Genomic DNA, 22665 nt, shown 5'->3' with positions numbered 1-22665 from the left:
ATATCACTTCCAGACGTAGGTCGCGCTCGCGTACGCGTAGCGGCCGCGCGGATCGCCGTAGCTCACGTCGTAGCCGCCCAGGAAGTTCGAGGTCAGGTTGGTGTAGGGCGGGTCGCGGTCGGTCAGGTTCTTGATGCCGAAGGCCAGGCGGGTCGACTTGATGCCGTTGTAGCCGAGCTGCAGGTCGAAGGTCTGGTAGGCCTCGACCTTGCGCACCGGTGTGCCGGCCGGCGCGCGGTTGGCGGCGACGTCGGTGTAGCCCTTCTGGTAGTTCTGCGACAGGCTGAGCTCGAGGGGGCCGTTCTGCCAGGTGGCGCTGGCATTGTGCTTCCAGCGCAGCACCACGCCGCCGGAGGCGTTCAGGGCCTGGTCGAGCGAGGAGGTGTAGGTGCCGTCCGGACCCTGCACGTCGTACTTGCCGAGGTAGGTGCCCGACACGCGGAAGTTCACGCGGTTGGCGCCGTCCAGACGCAGTGCGTAGCGGCCGTCGACGTCGACCCCGGCCACCTTGGTGCGGAACAGGTTGGCGTTGGTCTGGACGATGCCGGTGATCGGTCCCACGCCGCTGGCGTTGCCGTCCGGCGCCCCGCGCAAGATGAAGGCAGCGTACTGCCTGGCGCGGTCGGCATTCGCCAGGAAGTAGGTCGACGAGAGTCCGCCGACCACGATCGCATCCTTCAGTTGCAGGCTGAAGGCATCGAGGCTGAGCGAGAGGTCGCGGGTTGGCTCGAACATCACGCCGAAGGTGTAGGACACCGATTTTTCCGGCTTCAGGTTCGGGTTGCCGCCAGTGATGGTGGTGAACTGGAAGTTGCAGTCGCCCGGCGTGCCGGTGGCGATGTTCGGGCAGCGGATCGGGTCGCGGGTACCGTTGGCGGTCACGCTGGTGGCCTGCGGCGTGTACAGGTCGGTCAGCGAGGGTGCGCGGAAGCCGGTGCCGGCGGCGGTGCGCACCAGCCAGGAGGCGCTCGGCTGCCAGCGCAGCGAGGCTTTCGGATTCACGGTCGAGCCCACGCCCTGGTAACGGTCGTAGCGCACGGCGACGTCGCCGTCCAGCGTCTTGACGATCGGGATGCTGGCTTCTGCGTACGCCGAGCTGACGTTGCGCTGGCCGACCACCGGGAAGGCGTTGCCGCCCAGGCCCGCGATGTCGCCGGTCTGGATCGCCACCGAGGGGTTGTACTCGAACTTCTCGCGGCGTAGTTCGGCGCCGACGGCCACCGCCAGCATCCCCGTAGGCAGCTGGAACAGCTCGCGCGACGCCTTGGCATCGACCGAGGTGGTCGAGGTTCTGGTGTCGTAGCTGGTGCCGCGGAATTCGGCGCCGCGCACCGCGGCCAGCGCGGCCGCATCCAGGGTGTCGCCGAACGGGTTGATCACCCCGCTGTTCAGGATGGGCAGCACCTTCGAATACTGGGCATAGCCGCCCAGCAGGTCTTCCTTGACCTTGCTCTGGCTGAACAGGAAGGCGGAATCGAGGTCCCAGCCTGCCAGGCTGCCGCGGGCGCCGGCCAGCAAGCGCGAGTTCTCCGAGGTGTCCTTGGTACTGCGCACGCCGTTGGCGACGTCGCGGTAGTTCAGCAGCAGCGGCAGGCCGGTCAGGCCGTTGGCGGCGGCGAAGTCCTTCGGATAGTAGGGGCTGGACGGGACCAGCACGAAGCCGCCGATGCCGACGTTGTACTTGGCCGTGCCCGGATACTGGGCCATCAGCGCCTTGTAGGCCGGGACGTAGGGATTGGTGGCGGTGGTGATGGCGTTGTAAGCCATCGGCACGGCCTGGGTCTGCGAGGTGATCTCGTTGCGAGTGTAGCCGCCCTCGAAATACAGCTCGGCGTCGCCGTCGAGCTTCTTGCGGCCGTTGAGCATCAGGTTGGCGCGCCGCATGTCCGGCTGCAGCGAGACCGAGGGGCTGTTGTCGAAGCTGCAGCGGGTCGGCGCGAACGGCGACACGGTCGACACCGGCCCGCAGTTCGGCAGCACCGGATTCTTCAACACGCCGGTGCCGTACATCGAGACGTTGGCCGGGAAGGCGATCGAGGACAGGTAGTCGTTGTTCTGTGCGACGTTCAGGCGGCTGGCGAAGGCACGCTCGTAGCCGTAGATGGCGTCCGTGGTCTGCAAATTCAGGCCGGCGGTGAGGTTGTAGCCGTCGACCGCATAATCGCCGATGCCGCCGAACAGGGTCGCCTTGCTGTCCTTGCCCGAGCTGCCTTTGTACGGCTGGCCGTAGCTGCCGGAGACCTCGACGCCTTTATAGTCGCGGCGCAGGATGAAGTTGACGGCGCCGGCGATGGCGTCGCTGCCGTAGACCGCCGAGGCGCCGTCCTTCAGCACCTCGACCCGTTCGATGGCCGACAGCGGGATGCTGTTCACGTCCACCGAGGAGCCGGCCGAACCGGCCGAGCCGCCGCCATACACGGACACGCGCCGGCCATTGACCAGCACCAGTGTGCGGCCGCCGCCCAAGCCGCGCAGCGACACGGTGGCGATGTTGCCGCCGCCGTAGCCGGAGGCATTCGCCACCGTGGTCGAGCTGCCGGCGCTGCTGAGCGAGCTCAGTTGCTTGACCAGTTCCTCGGTCGAGGTGGCGCCGATGCGCTCGATGTCGGCGCGCTTGAGCACTTGCACCGGCAGCGCGGTTTCGCCTTCGATGCGCTTGATCGAGGAGCCGGTGATGACCACGCGGTTCCTGGTGGCGTCGGCGTCCTGCTCCTGGGCGTGGATGGGCGCCCAGAAGGCTGGCGCGAGGGCGGCGCCGATCAGCAGGACGGAGGGTTTGAGACGGAGGGGGGAACGGATCATGCTCTTGGGCTCCTGTTGTATTTATGTGAAGGACCCAAAAAATATAGAGCTTACAATTCGGCAAGATTTGCTATAGTTGACCGGTTCCGCCGCCATTCGGCGCAATGAACGTTTCGCCTGGAGAGCCATATCGCAATGAACATGCCTCAACTCGACCGCGTCGACCGCCGTATCCTGGAAGAGCTGCAGGGGAATGCGCGGCTCTCGAGCGCCGACCTGGCGGAGCGCGTATCGCTGTCGACCTCGCCATGCTGGCGGCGCGTCAAGCGGCTTGAAGAGGAAGGGGTCATCCGCGCCTACCAGGCTAGGGTCGACCCGGCCAAGCTGGGCTACCAGGTGACGGCCTTTGTCCACATCTCGCTGGACAAGAAGGACACCCGCCACCTGCAGGCTTTCGAGCGCGCGGCCCAGGCGATCCCGCAGGTGCTGTCCTGCCACCGCATCTCGGGGCGCTACGATTACCAGCTCATGGTGGTGGCGGAGGACCTGCAGGCCTATGGCGTGTTCGCCGAGACCCGCATCAACGGGCTGCCGAGCGTGAAGGAGGTGTACACCTCGTTCGTGATGCGGGAGGTGAAGGCCCCCGGCATCGTCCCGATGCCGGGATAATGGTTTTTACAGCCCCGCGAGATACTTGCGGATCGCGTCGTTGACCGCCTGCGGCTGGTCGATCATCGCGAAGTGGCGCGCCGGGGCGATGGCGATCACCTCGAGTTTCGGCGTGCCCGCCATCAGGCTTCGGTAGTAATCGAGCTTGATGTCCCGGGTGATGGTCTGGCCCTGCACGCTGTTGTCGAGATCGAACCAGGGCGCGATCAGCAGCACCGGCGCCTGGATGTTCTTCAGGCCGGGGCGCAGGTCGAGCAGGAGGTCGTCCGCCATGTATTGGGCGGTCGATGCCGGGTCGCTGCGGCCGGTGAGCTTCGCCAGGTCGTCGGCCTTGCTCATGTCGACCACGCCGATTGCCCGCATATAGCCCTGCTGCTGGGCCGCGAAGGTTTGCGCGTCGGCGCTCGCCATGCGCGCCTTCATGCCGTCCGCCATGGCCTTGCGCCGGGCCGCTTCCATGTTTTCGGTTCCCGGAAAGACCGGCAAGCCGTCGATCGCGACCACGCCGCCGATGGAGGCCGGCGCTTCCTCTGCCAGCGCGACCGCCATGGTCGCCCCCAGGCTGTGGCCGACGATCACGGGTTTGTTCAGCCGGCGCTGGGCGATCAGCTTGTTCACCGCCGCCTGGGCCGTCGCGAAAGGCGTGGCGCCGGCAGCCGGGCGGCCGTCGAAGCCGGGCAGGGTCAGCACGTAGACCGGATGATCGGCGCTGAAGGCGCGCACAGTCTCGTTCCATACCCAGCCGCCGCTGGCCAGGCCCGGGATCAGGATCAGCGGGCGTCCCTTGCTGCCCGCTTTGCCATGCTGTTCGACCAGCACGCCGTCGATCTCGAAGCGCTCGGCGGGAGCGATGGAGGCGGCGAAGCGGTTGGCGGGCGGCGCGCTGGTCTCGGCCGCATGGCCCTGGCTGGAGGACAGCATGGCCACGAGGACGCCGACGACGACTGGGAAGAGTGCGAACGGTTTCTTGCAGGTGAAGAGTTTCATGCTGGCTCCTGGTCTGGGAAGAAGATTGCTTCGATCGGTTGTGCAAAGAGTTTCGAAATCGTGAATGCCAAGGGCAGGCTGGGGTCGTAGCGCCCGGTCTCGATGGCGATCACGGTCTGGCGCGAGACGCTCAGCAGGTCGGCCAGGTGGGCCTGGCTCCAGCCTTGCGCGGCGCGCAGTTCGCGGATGAGGTTTTTCATCGGTCGGCCACTTTCCGGTAGAGGTTCACGGCGGCCAGGCTCAGGCCCAGGACGATCCATACGTAGAACATGGACAGCTTGGGAAAGCCGGCGGTCTCCATGAAGCCGTAGGTGAAGGTGACGGCGCCGGTCATGGCGGTGGCGATGGAGAGGTTTTCCAGCATGCGTATGCGCTGGTATTCGTCGATCCGCGCGACGTGGCGGACCACGGTGCGAATCATCATGGCGAAGCCGATCATCGGGCTGACCAGGATGGCGGTGCGCAGGACGCCTTCCTGCATCGGGCGGCCGTAGCGGATTGCCGCGGCCAGCAGGATCGTGTAGACCACGACCGAGGTCATCAGCTCGATGAAATAAGCTCGGGCGATACGTTTCTCGTGCATTTGGATATCTCCACTGATGTAAAGTTCACTTAACATGTAAAGCATGCTTGACATCCTAGTTCGCCTTTTTTCGTATGTCAAGCTCCCTTTACATATATTTTTGAACACCCACATCGACTACAATGCCGGCCCATGAGCTCCATCCCTGAATCGCGACTTTCTGATCGCCGCGCCATCGTCATCGGCGGCGGGCCCGCCGGCCTGATGGCGGCCGAAGTGCTGTCCGCCGGCGGCGTGCAGGTCGACCTGTACGACGCCATGCCCTCCGTCGGACGCAAGTTTCTGTTGGCCGGCAAGGGCGGCATGAACATCACGCACTCGGAGGAGATCGACGCCTTCGCCGGCCGCTTTGGCAAGCGTCGCGAGCAGGTCCAGCCCTGGCTGGACGGCTTCACGCCCCAGCAGGTGCGCGAATGGATCCATGGCCTCGGCATCGATACCTTCATCGGCAGCTCGGGCCGCGTGTTCCCGACCGATATGAAGGCGGCGCCCTTGCTGCGCGCCTGGCTGCACCGTTTGCGCGAACGCGGCGTGCGCTTCCACATGCGCCACCGCTGGTTGGGCTGGCGCGACGGCCGGCTGCTGTTTTCGACGCCGGACGGCGAGCGCCTGGAATCGGCCGACGCCGTGGTGCTGGCGCTGGGCGGCGCGAGCTGGGCGCGCCTGGGTTCCGACGGCGCCTGGGTTCCGCTGCTGGCCGAGCGCGGAGTGGACGTGGCGCCGCTGGTCCCGATGAACTGCGGCTTCGACGCCGCCTGGAGCGAGCATTTCAGCAGCCGCCACGCCGGCGCGCCGCTGACCACGGTCGGGCTGGCGGTCGAAGATCTGGACGGCCAGCGCATCTGGCGCAAGGGCCAGTTCGTGGTCACCGCCACCGGTATCGAGGGCAGCCTGGTGTACGCGCTGTCCGCGCCGATCCGCGACCGCATCCTGCATGACGGGCGGGCGACTGTCTGGATCGACCTGCTGCCCGACCATGACGCCCAGCGGGTGCTGGAAGAGGTGATGCGCCCGCGCGGCGCGCGCTCGATGTCCAGCCACCTGCAAAGCCGGCTCGGGATCAAGGGCGTGAAATCGGGCCTGCTGCACGAAGCCCTGAGCAAAGAGGAGTACGCGGACCCGGCCAGGCTGGCGCATGCCATCAAGGCGCTGCCGGTGACCCTGCTGCGCCCGCGCCCGATCATTGAGGCGATCAGCAGCGGCGGCGGGGTGAAGTTCGCGTCCGTGGAGGGCGGCGCCGGCATGCTGCGCGCATTGCCCGGCGTGTTCGTGGCGGGCGAGATGGTGGATTGGGAAGCGCCGACCGGCGGCTATCTGCTCACTGCCTGCTTCGGCAGCGGGCGCGCCGCCGGGCAGGGCGCGCTGGAGTGGCTATCCCGCTAGAGCGCCAGGGCGCTCTCAGTCCTGGAAGCTGACGCTGCCGCTTCCGTTTCGGCTGACGGCGCGGTTATCCGGGTTACCGTAGATGGTGACATTACCGCTGCCGGTCATCTCGACCTGCACGCGCTTGCTGGCGTAGACCGCGCTGGTGCCCGAGCCCTGGTGGGTCAGCTCGACCTGCTCGGCGCGCAGATGGCGGGCATCGAGTTCGCCCGAGCCGGCGATTTCGGCATGCAGTTCGCGCGCGCCGCCGACCAGGGTCATGTGGCCGGAACCCTGGACCTCGGCGCTCACGCGCTCGGCATTGCCGCCGGTGAGTTCGACCTCGCCGGTGCCGTGCAGCGCGGCGTCGATGTCGCGGTAGCGGCCATGGAAGCGCAGGCCGGCGGAGCCGTCCACCTTGACATCGATGCTGTCGCCGGAGAAGCCGCTGACGCTGTGCTGGCCGCTGCCGCCGATGTGCAGGCGTTCCAGGGTCGGCAGGACCAGCGTGACTTCGATTGGCTGGCGGTGGCGCAGCAGGATGCCGCGCGGGCCGATGTGCAGGGTGTCGCCCTCCACCGTGGTGTCGACGTTGGCCAGCAGGCGCTGCTCGCCGCGCACTTCCAGCGAGGCGGCGCTGCCCTGGCGCAGGGTCAGGTTGATGGGGCCGCTCAGTTCGACCTCGCTGACGCTGGCGCCGAGGGTGCGCTTTTCGCTGGCGACCAGGCGGCTGCCGGGGCTGGCGGCGCCGCTGGTACCCTGGGCCCGCAGCATGCTGTAGGAGGCGCCGATCAGCAGCAGCGCCAGTACCAGCAGGCTGAATCCGACTTTGAACAATGCGCGCATGTTTCCCTCTCAGTGTCCCTTGAGCAGGGAAAAATTCATCTGGACGTAGCGCTTGATGCCGAGCGCCGTGTAGCGCGTCACCACCAGCGACAGCAGGAACATCGCGATCCCGCCCAGCACCATGCCGAAGCCGAAAAGGGTCTGGGTGGTGCGTGAATCGGCGTCCATGTCGGTCGTGATGTGCAGCGTGTTGCCGGCCACGAGTTCGGCGCTGCGGCGCAGGCGGGAGGCCGGGCGCGGTTCGTCGCCGGCATTCGGCTCGTCGCCTTCCTCGTGCACGTGGATGCCGGTATCGTCGATCTGCACCCGGATCTGGCGGGCAGCGGGATCGTCGGCGTCGATCTGCACGTAGCGGGTCGGGAGGTCGAGCAGCAGCTCGCTGTTGCCGGCCAGGCCGCTGGCGGTGATGGCGATGCCGCTCAGGTAGAAGGCCAGCGCCGCCGCATAGAGCCCGAACAGCAGGGCGGAAAACACCATTGCCGGCACGATCATGAAGAGGTTGAAGATGGCCAGGCCGGCGCCCGAGACCAGCACCCGCAGTACTTGCGCCGGATTGCGCTTTTCGGAGACGTTGAACTGGGGCGCCGCCGCCTGCGGTCCGCCCGCGGTGGCGGGCTGCGCGCCGAAGGCGCCGCCCAGCTGCGCACTGTAGCTGTTGGCGCGCAGGGTCATCGCGATCTTTTTCGGGTCGTCGAGTTCCTGCGCCACGTCTTGCTCGCTGCGCCCGGCGTTGACGCCGTCGACGAAGCGCTGCTCATAGTAGCCCAGCGTCTTGGCCTGCACGTCGGGCGGCAGGCCCAGCATGGCGCGCTTGAGCTGCTCGAGGTAGTCCAGCTTTCCCATCGGCTGCCCCACTCAGTTCCGCGCAAACATCAGCATGGCGTTGGCGGCCGGATCGCCGGCGGCGTCGAGGCCGTGATGCATCAGCACTGCCGTCGCGGCGACCACGAAGGCGAGCAGGAGCAGGGTACGCAGGGCCAGGAGGCTGTTCATTTGCAAATCCGATAACACTTGTTTCGATGATGCTACTGTACGCGTCCCGCCCGTATGACGCCACGCACGTGCGACAAACTGCGGATTTCGCGGGGCAGGCTGCGCCAGGGGCCGATGGCCGAGGGTCCTCATCCTGCGCGCACGGCCAGGCGGGCGGCCGCGACCCCGCTGCGCACCGCCATTTCCAGAGTCGCCGGATAGTCGCCGGCCGTGTAGTCGCCGGCCAGGAACAGACCCGCCAGCGCGGTGGCATTCGCGGGGCGCACCAGGCCCGGGGTGCAGGCGAAGGTGGCGCGCTTTTCCGTCAATACGCGGCTCCAGCGCGGCTGGGCAAGGCCCGGCTGCCGGAACGCGGCCGCCAGCTGGGCGGCCACAAGCCGGGCCAGCTCGTCCTGCCCGAGGCTGGCGGCGTCGATGGCGGCGCTGATGACCACCGCCAGCAAGCCGTCCTGGGCGGAGTCGAGCTGACTGCGGTCGAACACGAACTGGCCCCAGGCGCCATGGACCGGGTCGTCGAGCAGGGCGCAGAAGGGCAGCGGGAGGCGCATGCCGGCTTCATACTGCAGGTAGACCGTGGAAATCGGCTCGTAGGCAAAGGCATCCAGCTGCGCCGTCAGCGCCTCGGTCCCGTCCAGCGGCCGCAGCAACGAGGCGCTCTGCCAGGCCGGCGTCGCCAGCACTACCGCGTCGAAGTCGCCGGCGTCGGCGCCGGTGGCGACCCGCCAGCCGGCGTCCTGTTGCACGATGCCGTCGACGCGCGCGCCGCAACGCACCTGGCCGCCGCGCTCTTCGACGAAGCGGCGTGCCGCTTCCGGGAACAGGGCGTCCAGCAGCACGCGCGGCAGCAGCATGTCGGAGGCTTTTCGTTTCGCGCCCAGGCTGTCGCGTAGCACCGCCAGGAAGACATTTGCGGAGGCGCGTTCGGGCGGCGTGTTCAGCGCCGCCAGGCAGAGCGGGCGCCACATCAGGCGGGTCAGGCGCGGCGTCTGGTCGAAGCGCGCCAGCAGTTCGGCCACGCTGCAATCGGTATCGAGACCCCACTTCATCCAGCGCGCGGAGGTGGAAAAGCGCGCCAGCGCCAGTTTGTCTTCGCGTTCGAGCCCCTGGGCGCGCAGCAGGGCGACCAGCATGTGCAGCGGCGCCGGCAGCGGCGGGGCGACGAAGTCCATCAAGGGCGTACCGTCAAGCGCGCTGCCAGGCGGATAGCGCATCTGCAGCGGCAGGCGCAAAAGGGCGTCGGCTTCACTCACGCCGACGCGCCGCAGCAGCGCCAGCGTCTCGGCATAGGCGCCCAGCATGATGTGCTGGCCATTGTCGAGCAGGGCTTCCTTCGCCTGCACGGCGCGCGCGCGGCCGCCCAGCGTGCGGGCCGCTTCGAACAGTGTCACCCGCACGCCCTTGGCCGCCAGTTCGACGGCCGTGGCGCAACCCGCCCAGCCGCCGCCGACCACCGCGATATTGCGGGGCTGCTTAGCCACGGATATACGTCTTCCACGCCAGCCATAGCTTGCGCAGCGGCGTGAGGGAGATGCGCTGGTTCAGGACCTTGAAGTCGTCGCGCTCGATTTCCTCGAGCACGGTGCGGTAGATCGCCGCCATCATCAGGCCGGGACGCTGGGCGCGCCGGTCTTCCTTCGGCAGCAGGGCGAAGGCCTCGTCGTAGACGGCGCGGGCGCGGTCGGCCTGGAACTTCATCAGCGCCTCGAACTTGTCGCTGTGGCGGAAATTCAGGATGTCGGCCGCGGTCACGTTGAACTGCTGGAGCTCGTTGACCGGCAGGTAGATGCGGCCCTTGCGCGCATCGTCGCCGACGTCGCGGATGATGTTCGTCAGCTGGAATGCGAGGCCCAGCTTTTCGGCGTACTCCAGGGTCTGCGGATTGCTGGCGCCGAAGATGCTGGCCGACAGGATGCCGACCACACCCGCCACGTGCCAGCAGTATTTGCGCAGGCCGGGGTAATCCAGGTAGCGCGACTGGTCCAGGTCCATCTCCATGCCGTCGACGATCGCCTGCAGGTGCTGTTCCTGCAGATTGTAGGCGGCAAGGTGAGGCTGCAGGGCCTGGGTCACCGGGTGGGTCGGCGCACCCTTGTACATCGCGGCGAGCTCGGTGCGCCACCAGGCCAGTTTGATGCGCGCCACCGATTGATCGCTGGTCTCGTCGACGGTGTCGTCGACCTCGCGGCAGAAGGCATACAGCGCCGTGATCGCCCGGCGCCGCTCCGGCGGCAGGAACAGGAAGCTGTAATAGAAGCTGGAGCCGCTCTGGACGGTCTTTTGTTGGCAGTAGTCGTCGGGAGACATAAATAAAAAGGTCTTGGTGCGTGATGCAAGTCAGCTATTTTACATCCTGGCTGCGCGCCACAGCAGGACTGGCCAGTCCAGGCGCTTGAGCTGGGGGCGGCGCCGGAACACGTCGTAGTCCGCGCGCTCGATGGCTTCGAGGATCCGCAGGCCGCCCTGCACGACCAGTCGCAGCTCCCAGCCGATGCGTCCCGGCAGGCGGACGGCCAGCGGCGCGCCTTCCAGCATCAGGCTGCGCGCACGTTCCACCTCGAAGCGCATCAGCGCGCGCCAGGCAGGTCCGCTGCGGGCCTGAGCGATGTCGTCCTCGCTCACGCCGAAGCGCGCCAGGTCTTCCTGCGGCAGATAGATGCGGCCCTTGCCGATGTCGACGCCGACGTCCTGCCAGAAGTTGATCAGCTGGAGTGCCGAGCAGACGGCGTCGGATTCGCGCAGGCTGGTGTCGTCGGCGGTGCCGTAGAGGCCCAGCATCAGGCGTCCGACCGGATTGGCGGAGCGGCGGCAGTAATCCAGCAGGCTCGCATAGTCGGGGTAACGGGTGGTGACCACGTCCTGGCGGAAGGCGCTCAGCAGGTCGCGCAGCGGCTGCACGGGCAGGGCGTGGCGGCGCAGGGCGCCGGCGAGGCGTGCGAACATCGGCTCCGGTAGGGTCTGGCCGGCCTCGATCGCGTCCAATGCGGCGTCGTAGGCTTGCAAGGCTTCGAAGCGCTCGGCGGGCAGGGCGTCGCCCTCGTCGGCGATATCGTCGGCGCTGCGCGCGAAGGCGTAGATCGCCTCGACCGCCGGCACCAGGCGGCGCGGCAGCAGGATCGAGGCGACGGGGAAGTTCTCGTAGTGATCGACGGGCATTGGAAAACTGACTCTAACGTCATTTACTGGCTGTGTTTGCATGATTATAATTGCTGGGCTTTCTTAAAAGAACATTACTGCCGTCACTGCAGCACCTCCGAGAGGACATCACCGTGCAAGTACCCCGCATCCCGTTCCCGCGCAAGCTCCTTGCCGCGGCCCTGACGCTATCCCTGCTCGCTGCCTGCTCGAAGGACGCACCGCCGCCCGAGGACGTACGCCCGGTGCGGGCCCTGACCCTCGCTGCCGGTGGCGCCGCCGCCCGCACCGAATTCTCCGGCGACGTCCGTCCGCGCTACGAATCGCGCCTCGGTTTCCGGGTGGGCGGCAAGATCAGTGCGCGCAAGGTCGACGTCGGCAGCAGCGTGTCGAAAGGGACTTTGCTGATGCAGCTCGATCCCCAGGACTTGCGCCTCGGCCAGGCCCAGGCCCAGGCCAGCCTGCGTGCGGCCCAGACCAATGCCGACCTGGCGCGCGCCGAGTTGAAGCGCTACCAGGACCTGCGCTCGCAGAACTTCGTCAGCCAGGCAGTGCTCGACCAGAAGGTGGCGGCGGCCCGTTCCAGCCAGTCGAGCGTCGAGGCGGCGCGCGCCCAGCTCAACGAGCAGGCCAACCAGACCGGCTATGCCAGCCTGGTGTCCGACACCGACGGCGTGGTGACCGGCATCGACGCCGAAGTCGGCCAGGTGGTGCAGGCCGGCACGCCGGTGGTGCGGGTCGCCCGCACCGACGAGAAGGAGGTGGTGATCGGGGTGCCCGAAGACCAGGTCGACGAGCTCCGCCATGCGGCCGAAGTAAAGGTGCGCCTGTGGGCCGATCCGAACCGCGGCATCGTCGGCAAGATCCGCGAGGTCTCGCCGGTGGCCGATCCCGCCACCCGCACCTATACCGTGAAGGTCTCGATCCCGGCCAGCGAAGACGTGCGCCTGGGGATGACCGCGGTGGTCGACATCGTTCACAAGAGCTTTGACGCGGCCGGCGCCCAGCTGCGCGCGCCGCTGTCCGCACTGGTGCAGAACAAGGGCGGCAGCAGCGTGTGGGTGATCGAGAATAACGCCGTCAAGCTGCAGCCGGTGCAGGTGGGCGGCGTGGCCGGCAACGACGTGCTGCTGACCGGCGGCGTGCGTCCCGGCCAGACCATCGTGACGGCCGGCGTCAACCTGCTGAAGAACGGCCAGAAGGTGAAGATCCTGACCGCCGACGTGGCGCGCCGCGGCGACGCCGAAACCGAAGCAGTCGGTGGAGTCGGTAAATGAAGGGTTTCAACCTGTCGCGCTGGGCGCTGGAAAACATCCCGCTGACTCGCTACCTGATCGCCGTCCTCCTGCTTGCCGGTATCTTCAGCTACCAGCAGCTGGGCCAGGACGAAGATCCGCCGTTTACCTTCCGCGCCATGGTCCTGGTCGCGAAGTGGCCGGGCGCCACCGCCGTGCAGATGGCCCAGCAGGTCACCGACCCGCTCGAGCGCAAGCTGCAGGAAACGCCGTACATCGACAAGATCCGCAGCTTTTCCAAGCCGGGCGAGACCACCATCATCCTCCAGCTGAGGGAATCGACGCCGCCCAAGGACGTGCCGCCGACCTGGTACCAGGTGCGCAAGAAGATCGGCGACATCGCCGGCACCTTACCGCAGGGCGTCATCGGGCCCTTCTTCAACGACGAATTCGGCGACACCTACGGCTCGATCTTCGCGCTGTCCGGCGACGGCTTCACCTATGCCGAGATGCGCGACTACGCCGACTTCGTGCGCCAGCAGCTGCTGAACGTGCCGCTGGTGGCCAAGGTCGAGCAGTTCGGCGTGCAGCAGGAAAAGATCAACATCCTGTTCTCGCAGCAGAAGTTCGCGCAGCTGGGCGTGCCTTTCGAGGCCATCGTCAACCAGATCGCGACCCAGAACGGGGTGGAGTCGGCCGGCGTGCTGGTGACGCCGAACGAGAACCTGCAGGTGCGGGTGAGCGGCGCCCTGAAGACGATCCAGCAGCTGGAAAACCTCAGCCTGCGTGCGGGCAGCACGACCTTCCGCCTCGGCGACTTCGCCACCGTGCAGCGCGCCTATGAAGACCCGCCGTCCGAGAAGATGCGCTTCAACGGCAAGGAGGTGATCGGCCTGGGCGTGTCGATGGAGAAGGGCGGGAACATCATCCAGCTCGGCAAGGGCCTGGAGCAGACCGTGGCGCGCATCCGCGCCCAGCTCCCGGTCGGCATCGAGCTGGAAAGGGTATCGAACCAGCCGGCGGCCGTCACGGCGTCCGTCAGCGAGTTCATTCACACCCTGGCCGAAGCGGTGGTGATCGTGCTGGTCGTGTCCTTCCTGGCGCTGGGCCTGCACAGCAAGCCGCGCTGGCGCATCGACGTGCGCCCGGGCCTGGTGGTGGCGCTGACCATTCCGCTGGTGCTGGCGATCACCTTCCTCTTCATGCACATTTTCGACATCTCGCTGCACAAGATATCGCTGGGCGCGCTGATCATCGCCCTCGGCCTGCTGGTGGACGACGCCATCATCGCCGTCGAAATGATGGTGCGGAAGATGGAGGAGGGCATGTCGCGCTTCGAGGCGGCGACCTTTGCCTATACCTCGACCGCCTTCCCGATGCTGACCGGTACATTGATTACCGCGGCGGGCTTCCTGCCGATCGGCCTGGCGAAATCGGCGGCCGGCGAATACACCTTCACGATGTTTTCGGTGAATGCGATCGCGCTGGTGGTGTCCTGGGTGGTGGCGGTCAGCTTCACGCCGTATATCGGCTTCGTCCTGCTGAAGGTGCAGCCGCATCCGGTGGGCGAACATGGCGGCCATGACGTCTTCGATACGCCGGGCTATACGCGCTTCCGCCGCGTCGTCAACTGGTGCGTGACCTACCGCATGACGACCATCGCGCTGTCGCTGGCGGTGTTCGGCCTGGGCGTATTCGGCTTCAAGTTCATCGAAAAGCAGTTCTTCCCGGATTCCAGCCGTCCCGAGCTGATGGTCGAGATGTGGCTGCCGGAAGGGACCAGCTTCAGCGCCAACGAGGCGCTGGTCAAGAAGTTCGAGACCTGGGTCCGCCGCCAGCCGGAGCTGGAGAGCGTGACCAGCTATGTCGGCACCGGCAGCCCGCGTTTCTACCTGCCGCTGGACCAGATCTTCCCGCAGTCGAACGTCTCGCAGATGGTAGTGCTGCCCAAGGATACGCACGTGCGCGAAGCGCTGATGCGCAAGATCGAGGCGGTGTTGAAGAACGAGTATCCGGAAGTGCGCGGGCGCGTGAAGCTGCTGCCGAACGGGCCGCCGGTGCCTTACCCGGTACAGTTCCAGGTGTCGGGCCCGGACATCGCCGTGGTGCGCGGCGTGGCCGACCAGGTCAAGGACGTGCTGCGCGCGAATCCGAATGCGGTCGGCGTCAACGACAACTGGAACGAGTCCGTCAAAGTGCTGCGCCTGGACCTCGACCAGGACAAGCTGCGCGCGCTGGGCGTGACCAGCCAGGCTGTCAGGCGCACCATCGCCACCGTGCTGTCGGGGACCACCATCGGCCAGTTCCGCGAAAGTAACCGCCTGATCGACATCGCCGTGCGCCAGCCGCTCGAGGAGCGCTCGACCATGTCGGTGCTGGCGAACACCAACATCGCGACGCCGTCCGGCAAGCCGGTCCCGCTGTCGCAGCTGGCGCGCATCGGCTTCGTGTGGGAGCCGGGCGTGGTCTGGCGCGAAGGGCGCGAGTGGGCCATCATGGTCCAGTCGGACGTGGTCGAGGGCATCCAAGGGCCGACCGTGTCCGCCCAGGTGGGCGAGAAGCTCGACGCGCTGCGCGCGAAGCTGCCGGCCGGCTACCGCATCAAGCTGGAAGGCGCCGCCGCCGACAGTTCGCAGGCGGAAGCCTCGATCTCGGCCAACGTGCCGCTGGTGCTGTTCATCGTGTTCACCCTGCTGATGCTGCAGCTGCACAGCTTCTCGCGCGCGCTGCTGGTGTTCCTGACCGGGCCGCTGGGCGTGGCCGGCGCCGCGATGGCGCTGCTGCTGCTCGGCCGTCCCTTCGGCTTCGTCGCCAATCTGGGCGTGATCGCGCTGTTCGGCATGATCATCCGTAATTCCGTGATCCTGGTCGACCAGATCGAGAAGGAGATCGCGGAAGGTCGCCCGGCCTGGGATGCGATCGTCGAAAGCGCGGTGCGGCGTTGCCGTCCGATCCTGCTGACGGCGGCGGCGGCGGCGCTGGCGATGATTCCCTTGTCGCGCTCGGTATTCTGGGGCCCGATGGCGGTGGCGATCATGGGCGGCCTGATGGTGGCGACGGCGCTGACGCTGCTGTTCCTGCCGGCATTGTATGCGGCCTGGTTCAGGGTCAAAAAGCCGCTATGAAATGCGGGCAATTAACTCATCCATTGCGCACGTTTCAAAAAACCCCAATGGTGTCAGAAAATCCAGTAAAATAACTGGTTGAAGTTGTAGCCCCTAAACAGTGGAGTGCAGGGCGGCCGGTTTCTCTCACGGGCGCCCTTTGTTTTTGCGGCAAGAATGCAATCCTGCGCGAGGATGGCGAAATTGGTAGACGCACCAGGTTTAGGTCCTGACGCCAGCAATGGTGTGGGGGTTCGAGTCCCCCTCCTCGCACCACGAATAATTATTTTTTTGGACGATTTTTACAATGGCAACTGCAGTCGAAAACCTGGGTAAACTCGAGCGTCGCTTGACTCTTACTTTTCCGCTGAGCGACGTACGTACGGAAGTTGAAAAGCGCCTCAAGGTGCAGGCCAAGACCGCGCGTGCTCCGGGCTTCCGTCCGGGCAAAGTTCCCCTGAAAATGGTTGCGGCACAGTACGGCTATCAGATCGAATCTGATGTGCTGAACGACAAGGTTGGCCAGGCTTTCGGCCAGGCTGCCGAAGAAAACCAGCTGCGCGTTGCCGGCATGCCGAAAATCGAGCCGAAGGAAGATGCCCCGGAAGGCATGCTGGCCTTCGACGCCACTTTCGAAGTCTACCCGGAAGTGAGCCTGCCTGACCTGGCCGGCATCGAAGTCGAAACCGTCAAGGCCGACGTCTCGGACGCCGAAATCGACAAGACCATCGACATCCTGCGCAAGCAGCGCGTGCACTTCCACACCAAGGGTGAGGCAGGCGAGCACGGCGACGGCGGCGAAGCCGTGGCCGCCAACGGCGACCGCGTGACCGTCGACTTCGTCGGCGTCATCGACGGCGTCGAATTCGCCGGCGGCAAGGCCGACGACTACGCTTTCGTGCTGGGCGAAGGCCGCATGCTGCCGGAATTCGAAGCCGCCACCATCGGCCTGAAAGTCGGCGAGAGCAAGACCTTCCCGCTGGCCTTCCCGGAGGATTACCACGGCAAGGACGTCGCCGGTAAAACCGCCGAGTTCACCATCACCCTGAAGAAGCTGGAATGGGCGCACATGCCGGAAGTCGACGGCGAATTCGCCAAGTCGCTGGGCATCGAAGACGGCAGCGTCGAGAAAATGCGCGAAGACATCAAGGTCAACCTGGAGCGTGAAGTCAACGCCCGCATCAAGGCCCGCAACAAGGAAGCCGTGATGGAAGCCCTGGTGAAGAACACCGAGATGGACGTGCCGAAGGTCATGATCGAGCAGGATTCGCAGCGCCTGGCCGAGCAGACCCGCCAGGACATGGCCCAGCGCGGCATGGACGTGAAGAGCCTGCCGTTCCCGGCCGACCTGTTCGCCACCAAGGCCGAGCGCCGCGTGCGCCTGGGCCTGATCCTGTCGCAGCTGGTCGAAGACAACAAGCTGCAGGCTACCCAGGAACAGGTGAAAGCGCAGATCGAAGACTTCGCGCAAAGCTACGAAGACCCGAAAGAAGTCCTGAAGTACTACTATAGCGATCGTCGTCGCCTGGGCGAGATCGAAGCTCTTGTATTGGAAGAAAACGTCGTTAACTATGTGCTTGGCAAGGCAAAGGTGACGGCCAAGGACATCGCCTTTGACGAACTGATGGGCAGCGCGCCGCAGGCCTGAGCTTCGGTGTAAGCTTGAGGCGTTGAGCCTAGTCAACCGGCGCCATCGTGCGCCGGTTGGCGTCTCTGAACATCTTCTTTAAGGAAAGTGACAGGTATGAATCGTAATCCTGCGTTGGATACCCAAGCCCTCGGCCTGGTGCCGATGGTGATCGAGCAGAGCGGCCGCGGCGAGCGCGCCTACGACATCTACTCGCGCCTGCTCAAAGAGCGCGTGATCTTCCTGGTCGGTCCTGTCAACGACCAGATGGCCAACCTCATCGTGGCCCAGCTGCTGTTCCTGGAAAGCGAAAATCCCGACAAGGATATTTCGCTCTACATCAACTCGCCGGGTGGTTCGGTATCGGCCGGTCTGGCGATCTTCGACACGATGAACTTCATCAAACCGGACGTGTCGACCCTGTGCACGGGTCTGGCGGCCTCGATGGGCGCCTTCCTGCTGGCGGCAGGCGCCAAGGGCAAGCGTTTCTCGCTGCCGAACTCGCGCGTCATGATTCACCAGCCGTCCGGCGGTTCGCAGGGCATGGCTTCGGACATCGAAATCCAGGCCAAGGAGATCCTGTACCTGCGCGAGCGCCTGGCGCGCATCATGGCCGACAACACCGGCCAGACGATCGAGCAGATCCACAAGGACACCGACCGCGACCGCTTCATGTCGAGCGAAGAAGCCGTGGAATACGGACTCATTGACCGGGTCTTGACCAATCGCGCATAAGCACCCATATAAGGTGTTGCTGAAAGACGCCCGAGCGCAACAGCGGATCGGGCGTTCTTTTTTTATTTCGGGTAGCATGGAGACGTGCGCACTTGTTGCGCCCCCGTATTAGCGTTATATTCATAGCAATTCAACAGAAACTTGCCCCATGTCTGACAAAAAATCCTCCAGCGGTGAAAAACTCCTGTACTGCTCCTTCTGCGGCAAGAGCCAGCACGAGGTGAAGAAGCTCATCGCGGGACCGTCGGTCTTCATCTGCGACGAGTGCATCGATCTGTGCAACGACATCATCCGCGACGAGACCTCCAATGTGGAATCGGTGGCCGGCGCCAAGTCCGACCTGCCGACCCCGCACGAGATCGCCGAACTGCTCGACCAGTATGTGATCGGCCAGCAGACTGCCAAGCGCATCCTGTCCGTGGCGGTGTACAACCACTACAAGCGCCTCAAGCACCTGGGCAAGAAGGACGACATCGAGCTGTCCAAGAGCAATATCCTGCTGGTGGGCCCGACCGGTTCCGGCAAGACCCTGCTGGCCCAGACCCTGGCGCGCACCCTGAACGTACCCTTCGTCATCGCCGACGCCACCACGCTGACCGAAGCCGGCTACGTGGGCGAGGACGTCGAGAACATCATCCAGAAGCTGCTGCAGAGCTGCAATTACGAAGTCGAGAAGGCCCAGCGCGGCATCGTCTACATTGACGAGATCGACAAGATTTCGCGCAAGTCCGACAACCCCTCGATCACCCGCGACGTCTCGGGCGAGGGCGTGCAGCAGGCGCTGCTGAAGCTGATCGAAGGCACCATGGCTTCCGTGCCGCCGCAGGGCGGGCGCAAGCATCCGAACCAGGATTTCGTCCAGATCGACACGACCAACATCCTGTTCATCTGCGGCGGCGCCTTCGACGGCCTCGACAAGATCATCCAGAACCGCTCGGAAAAGTCGGGCATCGGCTTCGGCGCCACCGTCAAGAGCCAGACTTCGCGCTCGGTTTCCGACGTGCTGATGGAAGCGGAACCGGAAGACCTGGTCAAGTTCGGCCTGATCCCGGAACTGGTGGGCCGCCTGCCGGTCGTCGCCACCCTGAGCGAACTGACCGAGGAAGCGCTGATCCAGATCCTGGTCGAGCCGAAGAACGCGCTGATCAAGCAGTACTCGAAACTGCTGGACATGGAAGGCGCGGAACTCGAAATCCGCCCGGCGGCATTGCACGCGATTGCCAAGAAGGCACTGGCGCGCAAGACCGGCGCCCGCGGCCTGCGTTCGATCCTGGAACACGCGCTGCTGGACGTGATGTATGAATTGCCAAGCCAGCAAAACGTCGTAAAAGTCGTAATTGATGAAAATACGATCACGAATGGTGCGAAACCTTTACTGATTTACAGCGAATCGCCGAAAGCAGCAGGGGAAAATTAAAAATTTCCTCGCGCACACACAACAAAAGGTCTTGAAACGCTGATTCTTGGCGGTACAATTTATCTCAACAAAAGACCACGGCTTCAAACGGAAAGCCACTCGTGACAAATGTCGCGCAGTGGCTTTTTTATTTTAATAAGGCGCTTTTGTCAGAACGGCTGTGTTTAATAACTGTTGCGATAGAAAATTATTTTTCGGCCGCTCTTGTGAATTGACGGTGGACTCCCAACATCGTCAACACGCTTTTTATAAGGTATGCCATGACGACTACTAAATTTACTGAACAGATGACCTTGCCGCTGCTGCCTCTGCGCGACGTGGTCGTGTTTCCGCATATGGTGATACCTCTGTTCGTCGGCCGCCCGAAATCGATCAAGGCGCTCGAAGCCGCGATGGAACAGGGTAAGAGCATCATGCTCGCTGCCCAAAAGGCGGCTGCCAAGGACGAACCGTCCGCCGCAGACATCTACGAGATCGGCTGCGTGGCCAATATTCTGCAAATGCTGAAGCTGCCCGACGGTACCGTGAAGGTGCTGGTCGAAGGCGCGCAGCGTGCCCGTATCGATCACATCACCGACGCGCCCAGCCATTTCGTCGCTGATTTGACCCCGATCAATTCGGAAACCGGCGACGATTCGGAAGTCGAGGCCATGCGCCGCGCGATCGTCCAGCAGTTCGACCAGTACGTCAAACTGAACAAGAAAATCCCGCCCGAGATCCTGGCTTCGCTGGCCGGCATCGACGACGCCGGCCGCCTGGCCGACACCGTTGCCGCCCACCTGCCGCTCAAGCTCGAGCAGAAGCAGGTCATCCTCGAGATCTTCAACGTCTCCAAGCGCCTGGAGCATCTGCTCGGCCAGCTGGAAGGCGAACTCGACATCCTGCAGGTGGAAAAGCGCATCCGCGGCCGCGTCAAGCGCCAGATGGAAAAGTCGCAGCGCGAGTACTACCTGAACGAGCAGGTCAAGGCCATCCAGAAGGAACTGGGCGAAGGCGAAGACGGCGCCGACATCGAAGAGCTCGAGAAGAAGGTGATCGCCGCCAAGATGCCGAAGGAGGCCATGGAAAAGGCCCAGGCCGAGATCAAGAAGCTGAAGATGATGTCGCCGATGTCGGCCGAAGCCACCGTCGTGCGCAATTACATCGACACCCTGGTCGGCCTGCCGTGGAAGAAGAAATCCAAGGTCACGATCGACCTGGAAAAGGCCCAGCAGGTGCTGGAGTCCGACCACTACGGCCTCGACAAGATCAAGGAACGCATCCTCGAGTACCTCGCAGTCCAGCAACGCGTCGACAAGCTGAAGGCGCCGATCCTGTGCTTCGTCGGTCCTCCGGGCGTGGGTAAGACCTCGCTGGGCGAGTCGATCGCCCGTGCGACCGGCCGCAAGTACGTGCGCATGGCGCTCGGCGGCGTGCGCGACGAAGCCGAGATCCGCGGTCACCGCCGTACCTACATCGGCTCGATGCCGGGCAAGGTGCTGCAGTCGCTGTCGAAAGTCGGCGTGCGCAATCCGCTGTTCCTGCTCGACGAGATCGACAAGATGGGCGCGGACTTCCGCGGCGACCCGTCCTCGGCCCTGCTCGAGGTGCTGGACCCGGCGCAGAACCATACCTTCAGCGACCACTACGTCGAAGTCGACTTCGACCTGTCGGACGTGATGTTCGTGGCGACCTCGAACTCCTTCAACATCCCGCCGGCGCTGCTGGACCGGATGGAAGTGATCCGCCTGTCGGGTTACACCGAGGACGAGAAGACCAGCATCGCGCAGCGTTACCTGATGCCGAAGCAGGTCAAGAACAACGGCCTGAAGGAAGAAGAGATCAAGGTCGAGGAATCGGCGATCCGCGACATCATCCGCTACTACACCCGTGAAGCGGGCGTGCGTTCGCTCGAGCGCGAAATCTCGAAGATCTGCCGCAAGGTCGTCAAGATGCTGCTGCTGAAGAAGGATGGCAAGCGCGTGATCGTGAACGGCAAGAACCTGGACAAGTTCCTGGGTGTGCGCCGCTTCGACTTCGGCGTGGCCGAGAAGGAAAACCAGGTGGGCCAGGTGGCCGGTCTGGCATGGACCGAGGTGGGCGGCGATCTGCTGACCATCGAAGCCGTCCAGGTGCCGGGCAAGGGCGCCGTGATCCGCACCGGTACGCTGGGCGATGTGATGAAGGAATCGATCGAAGCGGCCCGCACCGTGGTGCGTTCGCGTGCAAATCGCCTCGGCATCAAGAACGAGGTGTTCGAGAAATCCGACATCCACATCCACTTGCCGGAAGGTGCGACGCCGAAGGACGGTCCGTCCGCCGGTATCGGCCTGACCACCGCGCTGGTGTCGGTGTTCACCGGTATCCCGGTTCGCGCCGACGTGGCGATGACCGGCGAGATCACGCTGCGTGGCGAAGTCCTGCCGATCGGCGGCCTGAAAGAGAAACTGCTGGCGGCGCAGCGCGGCGGCATCAAGACCGTGCTGATCCCCGAGCAGAACGTGAAGGACCTGGCCGAGATCCCGGACAACGTCAAGAACAAGCTCGAGATCGTGCCGGTGCGCTGGATCGAGAAGGTGCTGGAAGTGGCGCTGGAACGCCAGCCCGAAGCGATCGTCGACGTGCCGGCGGTAGCGGCATCGCCGGTGGCGACGACGGGCGAAGGGCAGGGCGGCGTGGTCAAGCACTGATCGCGTTACACTGCTGACGAAACGGACGCTCCGCGGGGCGTCCGTTTTTTTATGCGCGCCGCGTGTTAATGTTGCCGCTCGGAAGCAACGTTGCTTGACACAAAGCATAGCGCCCCTGTTTAATACGCGCTTGCGGTTTTTTGCCGAATGTCTAACGAGGGAAAGAAGTGAACAAAACTGAACTGATCGAAGAAATTGCGAAGTCTGCGGACCTGACCAAAGCCTCTGCGGCGCGCGCCCTCGACGCCATGATCGAAGCCGTCACCACCACCCTGAAGAACAACGACAGCGTGACCCTGGTCGGCTTCGGCACCTTCACCGTCGGCGAACGCGCTGCCCGCACCGGCCGCGATCCGCGCACCAAGGAAGCCATCAAGATCAAGGCAGCCAAGGTCCCGAAATTTAAGGCTGGTAAAGCCCTGAAAGATGCAGTAAACTAATGCCTTCGCTGCGCTGAGGCGCGGTGAAGCAGTGTCGCCTTATTGCGTGGAGCGGTAGTTCAGTTGGTTAGAATACCGGCCTGTCACGCCGGGGGTCGCGGGTTCGAGCCCCGTCCGCTCCGCC

At 64.9% G+C, this 22665-nt stretch carries 19 protein-coding genes and 2 tRNA genes; 11 read left to right on the top strand and 10 right to left on the bottom strand.

Annotation, left to right across the window (positions count from 1 at the left end):
* Positions 1-3: 3 nt before the first annotated feature.
* Positions 4-2802 carry a TonB-dependent receptor gene (locus AC07PE_RS22445; protein ID WP_498768639.1) on the bottom strand — a complete coding sequence of 933 codons (2799 nt, stop codon included), beginning with the start codon at positions 2800-2802 and terminating at the stop codon, positions 4-6.
* A 135-nt stretch (positions 2803-2937) separates the two neighbouring features.
* On the opposite strand from AC07PE_RS22445, the gene AC07PE_RS22440 reads away from it, so the two are divergent.
* Positions 2938-3411, top strand: coding sequence for an Lrp/AsnC family transcriptional regulator (locus tag AC07PE_RS22440; RefSeq protein WP_498768637.1), 474 nt, complete (start codon positions 2938-2940; stop codon positions 3409-3411).
* A gap of 6 nt (positions 3412-3417) precedes the next feature.
* On the opposite strand, the gene AC07PE_RS22435 is transcribed toward AC07PE_RS22440, so the two are convergent.
* The 3 genes from AC07PE_RS22435 to AC07PE_RS22425 are packed head-to-tail and all read right to left on the bottom strand — an operon-like array spanning position 3418 to position 4981.
* Positions 3418-4398 (bottom strand): alpha/beta fold hydrolase, encoded by a 981-nt coding sequence (locus tag AC07PE_RS22435; RefSeq protein ID WP_498768635.1) that lies wholly within the window; start codon positions 4396-4398, stop codon positions 3418-3420.
* Positions 4395-4598 carry a helix-turn-helix transcriptional regulator gene (locus tag AC07PE_RS22430; protein WP_498768633.1) on the bottom strand — a complete coding sequence of 68 codons (204 nt, stop codon included), beginning with the start codon at positions 4596-4598 and terminating at the stop codon, positions 4395-4397. Before AC07PE_RS22430 ends, AC07PE_RS22435 begins: the two co-directional genes overlap by 4 nt.
* Positions 4595-4981: a hypothetical protein gene (locus AC07PE_RS22425; protein ID WP_498768631.1), complete on the bottom strand. Its 387-nt coding sequence runs from the start codon at positions 4979-4981 to the stop codon at positions 4595-4597. Before AC07PE_RS22425 ends, AC07PE_RS22430 begins: the two co-directional genes overlap by 4 nt.
* Before the next feature lie 132 nt (positions 4982-5113).
* Between AC07PE_RS22425 and AC07PE_RS22420 the strand changes: the two genes are divergently transcribed.
* Complete coding sequence (locus tag AC07PE_RS22420; RefSeq protein WP_498768629.1) at positions 5114-6364, top strand: TIGR03862 family flavoprotein; 1251 nt, start codon at positions 5114-5116, stop codon at positions 6362-6364.
* A 15-nt stretch (positions 6365-6379) separates the two neighbouring features.
* Here the strand turns inward: AC07PE_RS22420 and AC07PE_RS22415 are convergent, their stop codons facing one another.
* The 6 genes from AC07PE_RS22415 to hpnC form a co-directional block, all read right to left on the bottom strand.
* A complete protein-coding gene (locus AC07PE_RS22415) occupies positions 6380-7189 on the bottom strand; it encodes a head GIN domain-containing protein (RefSeq protein ID WP_498768627.1) in 810 nt (269 codons plus the stop codon).
* A gap of 9 nt (positions 7190-7198) precedes the next feature.
* Positions 7199-8032, bottom strand: coding sequence for a DUF1700 domain-containing protein (locus tag AC07PE_RS22410; protein WP_498768625.1), 834 nt, complete (start codon positions 8030-8032; stop codon positions 7199-7201).
* A gap of 12 nt (positions 8033-8044) precedes the next feature.
* Complete coding sequence (locus tag AC07PE_RS22405) at positions 8045-8182, bottom strand: hypothetical protein (protein ID WP_498768623.1); 138 nt, start codon at positions 8180-8182, stop codon at positions 8045-8047.
* Between the two features lie 128 nt (positions 8183-8310).
* The gene (hpnE, locus tag AC07PE_RS22400; RefSeq protein WP_498768621.1) at positions 8311-9660 is read right to left on the bottom strand and encodes a hydroxysqualene dehydroxylase HpnE; all 1350 of its coding nucleotides are present in this window, start codon (positions 9658-9660) and stop codon (positions 8311-8313) included.
* Positions 9653-10486, bottom strand: a complete 834-nt coding sequence (hpnD, locus tag AC07PE_RS22395; protein ID WP_498768619.1) for a presqualene diphosphate synthase HpnD — start codon at positions 10484-10486, stop codon at positions 9653-9655. Before hpnD ends, hpnE begins: the two co-directional genes overlap by 8 nt.
* Positions 10487-10525: 39 nt before the next feature.
* Positions 10526-11335, bottom strand: a complete 810-nt coding sequence (hpnC, locus tag AC07PE_RS22390; RefSeq protein ID WP_498768617.1) for a squalene synthase HpnC — start codon at positions 11333-11335, stop codon at positions 10526-10528.
* Between the two features lie 113 nt (positions 11336-11448).
* Here hpnC and AC07PE_RS22385 point away from each other — a divergent pair, with 113 nt between their 5' ends.
* From AC07PE_RS22385 to AC07PE_RS22345, 9 genes are all read left to right on the top strand, one after another.
* Complete coding sequence (locus AC07PE_RS22385; RefSeq protein ID WP_498768615.1) at positions 11449-12591, top strand: efflux RND transporter periplasmic adaptor subunit; 1143 nt, start codon at positions 11449-11451, stop codon at positions 12589-12591.
* Entirely contained in the window at positions 12588-15674 is a 3087-nt protein-coding gene (locus AC07PE_RS22380; RefSeq protein ID WP_498768613.1) for an efflux RND transporter permease subunit, read from the top strand. Before AC07PE_RS22385 ends, AC07PE_RS22380 begins: the two co-directional genes overlap by 4 nt.
* A 168-nt stretch (positions 15675-15842) precedes the next feature.
* Positions 15843-15929, top strand: a tRNA-Leu gene (locus tag AC07PE_RS22375).
* Between the two features lie 31 nt (positions 15930-15960).
* Entirely contained in the window at positions 15961-17301 is a 1341-nt protein-coding gene (tig, locus tag AC07PE_RS22370) for a trigger factor (protein WP_498768611.1), read from the top strand.
* 96 nt (positions 17302-17397) lie between these two features.
* Positions 17398-18015, top strand: a complete 618-nt coding sequence (gene clpP, locus AC07PE_RS22365) for an ATP-dependent Clp endopeptidase proteolytic subunit ClpP (RefSeq protein WP_197416444.1) — start codon at positions 17398-17400, stop codon at positions 18013-18015.
* 148 nt (positions 18016-18163) lie between these two features.
* The gene (clpX, locus tag AC07PE_RS22360; RefSeq protein ID WP_498768609.1) at positions 18164-19432 is read left to right on the top strand and encodes an ATP-dependent Clp protease ATP-binding subunit ClpX; all 1269 of its coding nucleotides are present in this window, start codon (positions 18164-18166) and stop codon (positions 19430-19432) included.
* A gap of 260 nt (positions 19433-19692) precedes the next feature.
* Positions 19693-22101 carry an endopeptidase La gene (lon, locus tag AC07PE_RS22355; protein ID WP_498768607.1) on the top strand — a complete coding sequence of 803 codons (2409 nt, stop codon included), beginning with the start codon at positions 19693-19695 and terminating at the stop codon, positions 22099-22101.
* Between the two features lie 167 nt (positions 22102-22268).
* Positions 22269-22541: an HU family DNA-binding protein gene (locus AC07PE_RS22350; RefSeq protein WP_498768605.1), complete on the top strand. Its 273-nt coding sequence runs from the start codon at positions 22269-22271 to the stop codon at positions 22539-22541.
* 48 nt (positions 22542-22589) lie between these two features.
* Positions 22590-22663, top strand: a tRNA-Asp gene (locus AC07PE_RS22345).
* Positions 22664-22665 lie beyond the last annotated feature (2 nt).

The sequence above is a fragment of the Telluria sp. GW821-FHT07G12 genome, from assembly GCF_059418525.1.
The sequence above is the reverse complement of the archived record's forward strand: the minus strand, read 5'-3'. Positions and strand labels throughout refer to the sequence as shown.